General features: G+C 65.1%; 13 protein-coding genes and 1 tRNA gene. 5 read left to right on the top strand and 9 right to left on the bottom strand.

What is annotated here, in order from left to right:
• Positions 1 to 28 precede the first annotated feature (28 nt).
• The 5 genes from H6G16_RS12780 to minD form a co-directional block, all read right to left on the bottom strand.
• Positions 29 to 1,144: an adenylate/guanylate cyclase domain-containing protein gene (locus tag H6G16_RS12780; protein WP_190390718.1), complete on the bottom strand. Its 1,116-nt coding sequence runs from the start codon at positions 1,142 to 1,144 to the stop codon at positions 29 to 31.
• A 47-nt stretch (positions 1,145 to 1,191) separates the two neighbouring features.
• Positions 1,192 to 1,263, bottom strand: a tRNA-Thr gene (locus tag H6G16_RS12785).
• 24 nt (positions 1,264 to 1,287) lie between these two features.
• A complete protein-coding gene (locus H6G16_RS12790; protein WP_190390719.1) occupies positions 1,288 to 1,500 on the bottom strand; it encodes a helix-turn-helix transcriptional regulator in 213 nt (70 codons plus the stop codon).
• A 45-nt stretch (positions 1,501 to 1,545) separates the two neighbouring features.
• Positions 1,546 to 1,860, bottom strand: coding sequence for a cell division topological specificity factor MinE (minE, locus tag H6G16_RS12795; RefSeq protein WP_190390720.1), 315 nt, complete (start codon positions 1,858 to 1,860; stop codon positions 1,546 to 1,548).
• A 5-nt stretch (positions 1,861 to 1,865) separates the two neighbouring features.
• Positions 1,866 to 2,684 (bottom strand): septum site-determining protein MinD, encoded by an 819-nt coding sequence (gene minD / locus H6G16_RS12800; protein ID WP_190390721.1) that lies wholly within the window; start codon positions 2,682 to 2,684, stop codon positions 1,866 to 1,868.
• A 117-nt stretch (positions 2,685 to 2,801) separates the two neighbouring features.
• Here minD and H6G16_RS12805 point away from each other — a divergent pair, with 117 nt between their 5' ends.
• From H6G16_RS12805 to H6G16_RS12815, 3 genes are read left to right on the top strand one after another with little or no spacing between them, the layout of a single operon-like run.
• The gene (locus H6G16_RS12805; protein ID WP_242036438.1) at positions 2,802 to 3,836 is read left to right on the top strand and encodes a phospholipase D-like domain-containing protein; all 1,035 of its coding nucleotides are present in this window, start codon (positions 2,802 to 2,804) and stop codon (positions 3,834 to 3,836) included.
• Positions 3,829 to 4,392, top strand: a complete 564-nt coding sequence (locus H6G16_RS12810; protein WP_242036439.1) for a chromate transporter — start codon at positions 3,829 to 3,831, stop codon at positions 4,390 to 4,392. The genes H6G16_RS12805 and H6G16_RS12810 overlap by 8 nt, the downstream gene beginning before the upstream one ends.
• Positions 4,389 to 4,991 carry a chromate transporter gene (locus H6G16_RS12815; protein WP_190390722.1) on the top strand — a complete coding sequence of 201 codons (603 nt, stop codon included), beginning with the start codon at positions 4,389 to 4,391 and terminating at the stop codon, positions 4,989 to 4,991. The genes H6G16_RS12810 and H6G16_RS12815 overlap by 4 nt, the downstream gene beginning before the upstream one ends.
• On the opposite strand, the gene H6G16_RS12820 is transcribed toward H6G16_RS12815, so the two are convergent.
• From H6G16_RS12820 to ctpZ, 3 genes are read right to left on the bottom strand one after another with little or no spacing between them, the layout of a single operon-like run.
• Positions 4,981 to 5,688: a septum site-determining protein MinC gene (locus tag H6G16_RS12820; RefSeq protein WP_190390723.1), complete on the bottom strand. Its 708-nt coding sequence runs from the start codon at positions 5,686 to 5,688 to the stop codon at positions 4,981 to 4,983. The genes H6G16_RS12815 and H6G16_RS12820 overlap by 11 nt on opposite strands.
• 29 nt (positions 5,689 to 5,717) lie before the next feature.
• Entirely contained in the window at positions 5,718 to 6,959 is a 1,242-nt protein-coding gene (locus tag H6G16_RS12825; RefSeq protein ID WP_190390724.1) for an HD domain-containing protein, read from the bottom strand.
• A 2-nt stretch (positions 6,960 to 6,961) separates the two neighbouring features.
• Positions 6,962 to 8,164: a carboxyl-terminal processing protease CtpZ gene (gene ctpZ, locus H6G16_RS12830; protein WP_190390731.1), complete on the bottom strand. Its 1,203-nt coding sequence runs from the start codon at positions 8,162 to 8,164 to the stop codon at positions 6,962 to 6,964.
• A 149-nt stretch (positions 8,165 to 8,313) separates the two neighbouring features.
• Here ctpZ and petB point away from each other — a divergent pair, with 149 nt between their 5' ends.
• Entirely contained in the window at positions 8,314 to 8,997 is a 684-nt protein-coding gene (gene petB / locus H6G16_RS12835) for a cytochrome b6 (protein ID WP_190390725.1), read from the top strand.
• Between the two features lie 88 nt (positions 8,998 to 9,085).
• Complete coding sequence (gene petD, locus H6G16_RS12840; protein ID WP_190390726.1) at positions 9,086 to 9,568, top strand: cytochrome b6-f complex subunit IV; 483 nt, start codon at positions 9,086 to 9,088, stop codon at positions 9,566 to 9,568.
• 104 nt (positions 9,569 to 9,672) lie between these two features.
• On the opposite strand, the gene H6G16_RS12845 is transcribed toward petD, so the two are convergent.
• The gene (locus H6G16_RS12845) at positions 9,673 to 11,133 is read right to left on the bottom strand and encodes a glycoside hydrolase 100 family protein (RefSeq protein ID WP_190390727.1); all 1,461 of its coding nucleotides are present in this window, start codon (positions 11,131 to 11,133) and stop codon (positions 9,673 to 9,675) included.
• Positions 11,134 to 11,345: the final 212 nt, after the last annotated feature.

Raw genomic sequence — 11,345 nt, forward strand, 5'->3', positions numbered from 1 at the left:
GGTAGGGAGCAAGCAAAGAGCCGGGGTGTCAGGGGCCTGAAATCAGTCGGTTGACCAGATCATTGATCAACTGCTGGCTGTCTTCGTCGATGGATGTGAACTCAATGCCATAGCCAAAGCCCTCTTCCAATGGACGAACACTGGTGATTTTGGCGTAGATTTCGGAGGTGATGTCGCTGAGAATCGAAAGTGACATCACCAGCCGGATGTTGGTGAGGCGTTCGAGTTCGATCAAGCTGGTTGCAAACATGCCATTGCTGCTGAGATCTCTGATCTTGGCGCGATGGATTTCTGGCAGAACCCGTTTGTCCTGAAGAACTTGAAACGAGAGGTCAGCAGAGAGTTCAACCCGCAGATTTTTGCGGATTTCCCGTCTTGGCACTGTCATGCTGCGGTCCTTGGCGAGTCCGATGACATCAAAGAGATCGACCGGCTCCGCCTTGCCTTTCACGCGGACACGATTGACGGCTTCGACAATCAATGCGGAGTGGGTATGCTCCAGGGTCTGGGCACTGATCAGCACCTGACCCCTCAGGCAGTGGCACTCAATGCGGGACGCCAGGTTGACTCCATTGCCAATCACGGTGTATTCGGAGTGCAGTTCTGATCCCAGCAAGCCTGCCGAGACGATGTCGGAATTGACGCCGATGCCGATGAAGAGTTCGGGATAGCCATGGCTGCTGTTTTCAGCATTGACCGCTTCCATCTCGATCTGCATCTCGATGGCACAGGTCACGGCCCGGAGCGCATGCTCTTCGGGCTGGTCACCAACCCCAAAGACGGCCAGAATGGCGTCCCCCATGTATTTGTCAATCAGTCCACCATGCTTTTGGATGATTGAATTCATCCGCCGGAAGAAGATGTTCAGGATTTTGACAACATCTTCTGCGCTGCGTGTTTCTGCCAGTGCGGTGAAGCCCCTGATATCCGCGAGCAGTACCGATACCTCACGGGTTTGGGCTTTCGACTGACGTTGGAGGAATCCGTCGATGCAGTCGCCGATTCGCTCACGCAACTCAGGCGCAACAGACGAATCGCTGGGGGGAATCAGGGTGAGGATCTGCTCGAGGAGCTCGTCCCGTCGGCTTTCGAAGCCCAGATCAGGACTGGGCTCCGTGTTGGGACTGGGGGATGACGTCTTCAAGCCTGGATTCCGAAGGAGCTTGGCGTCTGGGGCTTGGAGTTGCGGGAAGCCGGCTAACGGATTTGAACCGATGGCCTTCGCTTTACAAAAGCGCTGCTCTACCACTGAGCTAAGCCGGCCTGGGCCCAAAACCCTCCGTAACTTTATCGCTCGGCCAAGGCCCAGAGCACCAGTTGGGTGCGGTTCTGGCAGCCGGTCTTGGCCAGCAGGCTCGAGAGGTGGCTCTCCACGGTGCGAGGACTCACGATCAGCGCCGCGGCGATGGCCTTGTTGCTGAGTCCATGCTCCAGTTCCTGGAGCACCCGCTGTTCTGCCGGGGTGATGTCAAGTCCGCAGCCCTGAAGGGGAAGAGCCATGGTGCTGAAGCGTGGGGCTTCAGGGTTCCCACGGCGTGGACAGGCTCAAGAATTGGCATTGGCCTCGAGGGCCGGTGCCGCTTCGGCTGGAGGAGGTGGAAGTTTGGCCCGCCGGATCGGCAGGTTGGCCACCAGCGCCGTGACCCGGTCTTCCGTTTCCAACGTCACATCTCCCTCCTCCAGGTCGATCTCGACGTAACGGCTCACCACCTCCAGAATCTCGCGCCGCATCTGCTGGAGGAGTTCGGGATTGAGATCGCTGCGGTCGTGGGCCAGCACCAGCTGCAGCCGCTCCTTGGCGGTGTTGGCGCTGGCGGGTTGGCGGCCCAGCAGTTTGTTGATCACATCGCGCAGGGTCATCGGCTTCAGAAGAGCTTGGTTTGCATCAGGCGGCCGATGGTGGCGCGGATTCCTTGACGCTCCTTGCTGGGGTCAATCAGGGGAACGTCTTCGCCCTGGAGGCGGCGGGCCACATTGGTGTAGGCGCGGGCCGCCGGAGAGCCGTTGCCGTTGAGGGTGAGGGGCTCACCCCGGTTGGTGCTCACGATCACCTGTTCGTCTTCCAGCACCAGGCCCAACAGGGGCAGGGCCAGGATGTCGGTGACATCACTCACCGCCAGCATTTCCTGGTTCGCCATCATCTTGGGGCGCACCCGGTTGAGCACCAACTGGATGGGCTTCACCCCTTCGCTGTTGAGCAGCCCGATCACCCGGTCGGCATCGCGGACGGCCGACACCTCCGGGGTGGTGACCACAATCGCTTCACGGGCGGCCGCCATGGCGTTCTTGAACCCCCCCTCGATGCCGGCGGGGGCATCGATGAGCACGTAGTCGAAGTGCTCGCCGAGCATGGCCGCGATTTTCTGCATGTCCTCGGGCTGGAGCCACTCGAGCATGCGCGGGTTGCCCGCGGGCAGCAGGGCCAGGTTCGGTTCCTGCTTGTGTTTCACCAGGGCCTGCTCCAGTCGGCAGCTCTCGGAAAGCACCTCCTGGGCGGTGTAGACGATGCGATTTTCCAGCCCCAGCAGCAGGTCGAGGTTGCGCAGCCCGAAGTCGGCATCGAGGACGGCGGTGCGGGCCCCCTGCTTGGCCAGTGCGATGCCCAGGTTGGCGGTGAGGGTGGTTTTGCCCACGCCTCCCTTGCCGGAGCAGATCAGGATGTAGCGGGTTGAGGCGGCGGCCACGGCAAAGGCTGGAGTGCCGGCAGGTTAAGGCCAAAATCTCGTCTTGCAGGTGTTCTGGCTGGCATTGCCGCCCCTGGCCCAGGGTCTACAACGGGACCATCCGGTGGCCCTGCAGGGATGACTCTGTCGATGGAATTTGCGGCGATGCCGCCAGCTCCGGGTGAGCGGCCATCCCACCAGCAGCTGCTGGTGATGCCCGATGACGGAGCGGAGGCGGTGGTGGCCCTGATCGATGGCGCCGCCGAAACCCTGCGGCTCAAGCAGTTCAAGCTGCAATCGCCCACCATCGAGCAGGCCCTGCGGCGGGCCCACCAGCGCGGGGTGGAGGTGCGGGTGATGCTCAATCCCCACACCTCCGGGGGCGATCGTTGGAACGACGAGGCCTATGCCCAGCTGCAGGAGTGGGGCATCCAGGTGGCTTGGACCAGCGAAGCCTTTCCGGTCACCCATGAGAAGTCGTTGGTGGTGGACCGCTCCTGCGCCCTGATCTCCACCTTCAACCTCAGCGACAAATACTTCACCCAAACCCGGGATTACGGGATCGTCAGCCATGCCCCGGCGGTGGTGGAGCAGGTGATCGCCGGCTTTGAGGCCGACTGGAACCGCAGCTTTTTCCATCCCGATCTCGGTGTGGGCTTGGTGTGGAGCAGCGTGCACAGCCGCGGTCAGATGGCCCGGATCATCGACATGGCCAGCCAAACGCTGTGGATCCAGCACCCCAAGTTTGTCGATGCGGTGATCCTGGAGCGGATCATTTCGGCCCGGGAGCGGGGGGTGAAGGTGCGCCTGCTCTGCGGCGGCAAGCACGGCATCTCCGACTGGGACATCTATGACACCTTTTCGTCGCTACGGGTGATGGAGCGCTTCGGCGTCAAGGTGCGGCGCCAGAAACACCTGAAGCTGCACGCCAAGCTGCTGCTCGTGGATGGGGCCTTCGCCCAGACCGGCTCGATGAACATCGACCGCAGTGCCTTTGACCTGCGCCGGGAGCTCGGCATTGAGTCCGATGCTCCCGAGGTGGTGGCCCGCCTGCGCAGCACCTTTGAGGCGGACTGGGCGGCGGCGAAGAAGTACCACGCTCCCGATCCCCTTGATCCCAGCCTCCATGAGGCCGGCGAATTGCCGCCGGATCCCCATTTCGTCCATGACTGAGCCCGCCTTGGCCCCCCGCCCCAGCCTCCCCGAGCTCTTCTGGGGCATGTTGCAGGTGGCGCTCTCCTCCTTTGGCGGCGGCCTCTCGGCCTGGAGTCAGCGGATCGTGGTGGAGCAGCGACGCTGGATGACCAACGAGCAGTTCCTCACGGGGCTCACCGTGGCCCGGCTCTTCCCGGGGCCGAACCAGATCAACATGGCTGTTTACATCGGCGCCGACTTCCACGGCCTGGCCGGGGCCCTGGTGGCCCTGGCCGGGATGTTGCTGTTGCCCTTCACGCTCTTGATGGCCCTGGGCCTGGCCTATTTCCAGTTCCACACCATTCCGGTGGTGGATCGGGTGTTGGCGGGGGTGGTGGCCGCGGCGGCCGGCATGGCCCTGTCCATGGGCTTCAAGATCCTCGATCAATACTGGAACGATCGGGTGGCCCTGCTGCTCGCGGCCGCGGTGTTTGTTGCCCTCACCTGGTGGCATGTGCGCCTGATCCCGGCCGTGCTCGTGGCCGCTCCGTTGGCCATGGCTTGGTATTGGCCCCATCGGTCGGCCCCGCCATGACTGGGCTGCTCGCGTCTGCGGCCGCTTGTGAGCCCGCCCGCCTCTCCGACCTGGGCACCCTGCTGCAGGTGCTCGGGGAATTTTTGTCCCTGTCGCTCTTTTCCCTCGGCGGCGGCAACACCCTGCTGGCGGAGTACCACCATCTGGCCGTGAGTCAGTTCTGCTGGCTCAGCAATGCCCAGTTCGCCGATCTCTATGCCCTGGCCGAAGCGGCGCCGGGTCCCAGCTCCATGCTGGTGGGGTTGTTGGGTCTGGGCGCCAGTTGGCGGGAAGGACCGTTCTGGGCCCTGATCACCGCCTATGGCGCCGAGGCCGCCATTTTGGTGCCGTCCACCCTGGTGATGGTGGTGGCCTGCCTGAGCTGGAAGCGTCTGGAGCACTCCCCATGGCGGGTGGCCTTTGAGCGGGGGCTGGGGCCGATCACCCTGGGCATCCTGTTTGCCGTGGGGCTGAAGATCCTGCGCACGGCCGATACCAATACTCCTGGCGTCTTGGTGTCGCTGGTGGTGTGTGGGCTGATGCTGCGCACCCGCATTTCACCGCTTTGGTTCATGGCGGTGGCCGGGGTGCTGGGTGGCCTAGGGGTGATCAACCGCTGAGGGGCCAGCTCGGTTGGGCGGGGTCGATCTGAATGGCCCCATTCACAATCCGGGCCTCCTCCGCCAACCCCTGCGGTGGTACCCCCTCAGGCCCCCGCGCCACGGCTGTGGCGATGCGCAACTGCAGGGGCCGGAGTTGGAGCGCCACGATGCGGGCCGTGCTGTCGCCGTGGCAGCCCGCATGGGCGATGCCCCGCAGGCGACCCCACACCAGCACGTGGCCGCCGGCGGAGATCCGCGCCCCGGGGTTCACGTCCCCGAGCAGCAGCACCGTTCCAGCCACTTGCAAATGGTCGCCGGAGCGCAGCGTGCCCTGGTGCACCACCAGCTCCACGGCTGGATCGCCATCGCCCCCGTGGCCCCCGTTCGGATCATCGGCGTGGGGCCAGCGGCTGTCGATGCCCAGGGCCGCGGCGGCCACGTGGGTGTGGGGATGGCTGCTGGTGAGTTGCACCAGTTCCAACTGCTGGTTCGCCAATCCCTCCCGTAGCTCCCGCAGGGGGGTGAGGCTGAGGCGTCTGGCGCCGGCCTCCAACCGCACGGCACCCCGCAACGGGCTGCTGCCCAGCAGGGCCGCACTGGTGAGGGCCCCCTGCACCAGTGCGGCCACGTCGTCCGCCCCTGCCTCCTGGGGCTCCGGCAGCCGCAGGACATGGACTCCCAGTCCCGAGGAGTCTGAAATCAATACGGCTTGCATCGCTGGCTCTCTCCCATCAGCCAACCGGCTCAACGGTTCAGCAACTGGCGCAACTTAGGTGCCACCTCTGCCGGATGGATCAGCCAAGCCAGTTCGACCGGCACGGTGAGGCTCTGCACCAGGGTCGAGCGGTGCTCCAGGGCCTGCAGGTGCTCGCCGTCCCAGAGTCGCAATCCCCCCTTGTAGGGGTGGTAGCCGCGGCTCTGGCGTTGCTGCAGGCCACAGCTGGTTTCGGCATTCAGGCCCTCGGCTTGGCTCAGTTGCCTGGCCGCCGCCAGCAGCTCCAGACGACGGCCCGGCTCCTCGTGGCTCACATCGGTGGCCTTGAGCAGACGGCGCTCCAGCAGCCGGCGGCAGGGGTCCTGCAGCTCAGCCGGCCCCTCCTCCATCCAGCGCATCAGGTGGTAACCGGTGCGGATGTCGTCGTTGGCCAGGAAGGTCTCCAGATCGAGCTCCGGGCCATGCCACAGCCAGCGCTCCATCACCGGGTCGGCCCACACCTGCTCCGGCCCCAGCCGGCGGGCGGTCGCAATGGCCTGGTTCAGCAGCCAGTTGCACACCACGTTGAGCCGGTGGTTGTAGACGCTCCGGTACATCAGGTTGCGCACCACCAGGTAGTGCTCCACCGCCATCAGCCCCTTGGGGGTGATGGCCAACTGGCCGTCGGGGGCCAGGGTGAGGGCCGCCAAGATCCGCTCCAGATCCAGGCGGCCATAGGTCGTGCCGGTGCTGTAGCTGTCCCGCAGCAGGTAGTCGAGCCGGTCGCAATCAAGCTGGCTGCTCACCAGGGCCTTGATGGCGCGGCTGGGATGGTGGCCGTGTTCGAGCAGGTCGGCCACGGCGGTGGCGCTGCCCGGGGCCTGGGCCTCCAGGCAGTCCCGCAGGGCCGGATGCTCCCGGATCAGCCGGCCTGACCAGGCTTCGTGATGCAGTCCGTACATCTCTTCGCCCGAGTGGCTCAGGGGGCCATGGCCCACGTCGTGCAGCAGGGCGGCGGCGTAGAGCACGGCCCGGTGCTCCGCCAGCTCGGGATGGTGGCGTTCCAGCTGCCGCAGCGCCAGGCGGGCCAGGTGCAGCACCCCCAGCGAGTGGGTGAAGCGGCTCGATTCGGCCCCATGGAAGGTGAGGAAAGCCGGCCCCAGCTGGCGCACCCGGCGCAGGCGCTGGAAGGGGGCCGTGTCGATCAGGTCGATGGCCAGGGCCTCGGCTGGATCCGAGCGATCAAGTCGGATGGCGCCGTGCAGTGGGTCGTGGTAGGTGCGTTCCCCCATGCTCAGAGGGTCGCGTCCAGGCGGCTCACCAGCAAGCGGCCCGCCTGCTCCAGCCAGGTGTCCCCGTCGCCTCCGGGATCCAGGGGTTCGGGCTCGGCCAGCACCACATCCGGCTCGATGCCCTGGTTCTGGATGTCCCGACCACTGGGGGTGAGGTAGCGGGCCACGGTCACCGCCAGGCCACTGGTGTCGCCCAGGGGAATCAGGGTCTGGATCAGACCCTTGCCAAAGGTGCGGCTGCCCACCAGCGCGCTGCGGCCGTTGTCCTGCAGGGCGCCCGCCAGGATTTCGCTGGCGCTGGCTGTGCCGCCATTCACCAGGGTGAGGATCGGTCCGCCGTAGAGCTGGCCCGGGCCTGCCTGGGCGGGGGAGCGGAGTCCGTCGCGGTCCTGGGTTTCCACGATGGGAGCGCCATCGAGGAGGTCGTTGGCCACCGCCAGGCCCGCACTCACCAGGCCGCCGGAGTTGTTGCGCAGATCCAGGATCAGCCCCTCAATGTCCTTGGCGCTCAGGGCATCGAGGGCGTCCTGGACGTCCTGGGGCACCGGTTCGGAGAACTGGGTGATCCGCAGATAGCCCAGGGTGTGGTCTCCCACCCGAATTCGCTTGCTGCGCACGGGTCGCAGGTCCACCTGACGGCGTTCCAGCTCCACCTCCCGGGGGGTTCCCTGCACGTCAAGTTGCACCAGAACCTTGCTGCCGGCAGGCCCCCGCAGGGCGGCGGCGGAGCGCTCCAGTCCGAGCCCGGCAGCGGTCTGGCCATCCACCCGCACCACTTCAGCCCCGCTCGGAATCTGGGCCTCGGCGGCAGGCGAGCCATCGAGGGGGGCGATCACCACGATGGCCTGGTCGCTGCGGCGCAGGCCGAGTTGCAGGCCCACCCCGGTCACGGTGCCCTGGGTGTTGGAGCGCAGGGTGGCGTAGTCATCGGGCCGCAGCAGGCGCGTGTAGGGGTCACCCAGGGGCGTGAGCAGGGCCTCGATGGCGTCGTAGGCCGCGGCGGAGCTGGTGATGGGTTGCTCGAGGGCCTTCTGGCGCAGACGTTTCCAGTGCACCTGGTCGAAGCGGTCCGGATCCACATAGCTCTGGTTCACCAGCCGCCAGGCGTCCACCACCAGCTGCTGGGTGTCGCTGAGGGCCAGCCCCCCCACGGCGGGGCCGGCCAGCAAGGCCAGGGCCAGGACCAGCCCCAGGCCCTGGGCCATGAGGTGGGGGAGCAGGGGGCGAGCCCGGCGTTTCAACAGGGGTTTCCGCGCTGTTGCAAAGGGTTGAGATGGCCTGGTCCTGGGGCGCGGAGCACTCACGAGCGGCTCGGGTTCATCGGTAGACTCTCGCAACCAAACCACCCAGCTGCATGGCGAACACTCCTGCTGGAAACTCCGGACAGGCTTCGAACCCGGTTTACAACTGGTTCGAAGAGCGCCTTGAGATCCAGTCGATTGCCGACGACATCTCCGCCAAGTACGTGCCGCCCCACGTCAACATTTTTTATTGCCTGGGCGGCATCACCCTGGTCTGCTTCCTAATCCAGTTCGCCACTGGGTTTGCGATGACCTTCTACTACAAGCCCACGGTGGCTGAGGCCTACGCCTCGGTGCAGTACCTGATGACCGACGTCAGCTTTGGCTGGCTGATCCGCTCGGTGCACCGCTGGAGTGCCTCGATGATGGTGCTGATGCTGATCCTGCACGTGTTCCGGGTTTACCTCACCGGTGGCTTCAAGCGCCCCCGGGAGCTCACCTGGGTCACCGGCGTCACCATGGCTGTGATCACCGTCTCCTTCGGCGTCACCGGTTACTCCCTCCCCTGGGACCAGCTGGGCTACTGGGCCGTCAAGATCGTTTCGGGTGTGCCCGCCGCCGTCCCCGTGGTCGGCGACTTCATGGTCGAACTGCTGCGCGGCGGGGAAAGCGTGGGCCAGTCCACCCTCACCCGCTTCTACAGCCTGCACACCTTTGTGATGCCCTGGCTGCTGGCGGTGTTCATGCTCATGCACTTCCTGATGATTCGGAAGCAGGGCATTTCCGGTCCCTTGTGACCCATTGATGCGGCGGTCCCCTCTGCCGCTCCATTCCCTCTAGGCTCCATCCACCGTCCCCTGAGATCCCTGCTCCCGGCACCCGGCCATGCACATCCTCAAGAAGCCCGACCTCACCGATCCCAACCTGCGCGCCAAGCTGGCCAAGGGCATGGGCCACAACTATTACGGCGAGCCCGCCTGGCCCAACGACCTGCTCTACATGTTCCCGGTGGTGATCCTCGGGACCATCGGCTGCATGGTCGGCCTGGCCGTGCTCGACCCGGCGATGCTGGGCGACAAGGCTGACCCCTTCGCCACCCCCTTGGAGATTCTCCCCGAGTGGTACCTCTACCCGGTGTTCCAGATCCTGCGGGTGGTCCCCAACAAATTGCTGGGTATTGCCCTGCAGACCATGATCCCCCTGGGATTGATGTTGGTGCCCTTCATCGAGAGCTTCAACAAGTTCCAGAACCCCTTCCGCCGTCCGGTGGCCATGGGCGTGTTCCTGTTTGGCACCGTGTTCGCCATCTATCTCGGCATTGGCGCGGCCCTGCCCATCGACAAGTCGCTCACCCTCGGCCTGTTCTGAGCCGGACGTCCCGATCGGTCATCTCCGATTGATCCCTGATCAGACCAATGCTCCTCTCTCGCCGCGGCTTCGGTCGCGGCTTTTTTGTGCGCGGGGTCGCCTGTTCAGCCAAGGGCCCCGTTCCCATGGAGATCGAGCAAGGCCACATCCTCGGGGTTGACCCGCAGGATGTGATGCAACAACAGAAATCCCACGATCGTCCAGGTCTGATAGGTGCGGGCCTGCTGGCCCACCCAGGTGCCGGTGGGGCCGTCGAAGTATTCCGCCCATTGCTGGCGCGGCAGCTGGTTGAGCTGGCTCCAGTAGCACTCCTCGAGCATGGCCTTCATCTGACCCATCAGCAGCACATCGGCGGCGGGATGCCTCTGCTCGTGCAGCAGGATGGCCCCACCGAGGTACCAGAGCAGGCTGGGCCAGTGGCCGCCGTTGTGGTAGCTCCAGGGCCAGTTTTTGGGATCCGAGCCCGTTTTCTCCGCCCATTCCTCCACCTCCATGGGGGGATGGCAGATGCGCATCGGCATCTGGGCCATCAGGTGCTTGCGGTTGTGCAGCACCAGGCGGAACAGGGCCCGCTGCTGGGGGGCTGACAGCAGGCCGAACAGGCAGCCGAGGGAATTACCGAGGCTGTAGAAGCGGAAGTCCGGTCGGCCGGTGCGCATGTTGCCGATCAGATAGCCGCCGCGGTTTTCGAGCCAGTCCTGTAACCAAGGGGGCACCACCTGGGGCTGCACGTTGAATTCGTTTTCGTGCTGCTGATCGCCGTACTGCTCGGTGGGTCTGCGCCGGAGCACCTGCATGGTTTTGCTGGTGACCCAGTAGTGCTTCAGCAGAAAGGAGCGCAGATCATGCAACCACTGGCGGGTGAGCCCAAGCCGTTGGTCGAGCAGCCGGCTCATGGAATTCTTCTGGGCCAGTTCCATCAGCTGGCAGCAGCTGCGCAGGCAGCCGAAGAGCAGCACCTCCACCTCGAGCGGCGCCCCCCACACATCCATGGGACGGTCGATCATGAAGGCGCAGTCGGGCACAAACAGCACCGGAGTGCCCTCGAAGCTGGGATGGAGCACGAGATCCAGCAGCAGCTGCACGCCCCGTTGCACCTTCTGACTGGTGCCAAACTCCACATCGCGGCTGTGCTGGACGTAAAGCCAGCACAGCACCGGCCACCACAGGCTGGCGTCCACCGAACTGATCCGGCCGATGGAGCGCTGGCCGTAGTCGGCGATCAGTTCGCCGTCCTGCTCCACGAAGCTGGTGGGGAAGACGCCCCGGGTTTGGTAGGTGCTGCTCTGGAGGTCGAGGCAGACCGTCAGGAAGTTGCGCACGATCTCGAAACGCCCCTGCACGAGCAGGTAGAGCATCACCGGCACGTTGTCGCGCAAGAACACCTCGCCGTAGTTGGCGGCATCGCTCTTGTTGGGGTGCTCCAGGGCGGCCACCGACCCCACGAGCTCTCCGCGCACCCGCACCAGGGTGCGTTCGAAGTGCTCGCGCGCGCTGGCGACCACCGCTTCTTCCTTGGAGCTGGGGCGCACCCGCAGCTGTTCCTGGCTGAAATGCCTTGCCATGGCCGCACCATAGAAGCGCTGTTGGATTTGGACAGCCGCCCTGTGCCGCAAGGGTTTTGCAGCGATCTGCTGTCGCCATCGACACCGTTGCTTGCAGCGGGGGGCACTGAGGTGTTATGTTTTTGGACTGCGCGCGGAAGGGAGACCTGAGCGAGCAGGCTTACGACAGAAGGAGGCGCGAGCCGACGGTGTTGTAAGTTTTCTGAGTCGCC

Origin of the sequence: Cyanobium sp. FACHB-13342, from assembly GCF_014697415.1 — a bacterium.
Lineage (GTDB): Bacteria > Cyanobacteriota > Cyanobacteriia > PCC-6307 > Cyanobiaceae > Cyanobium_A.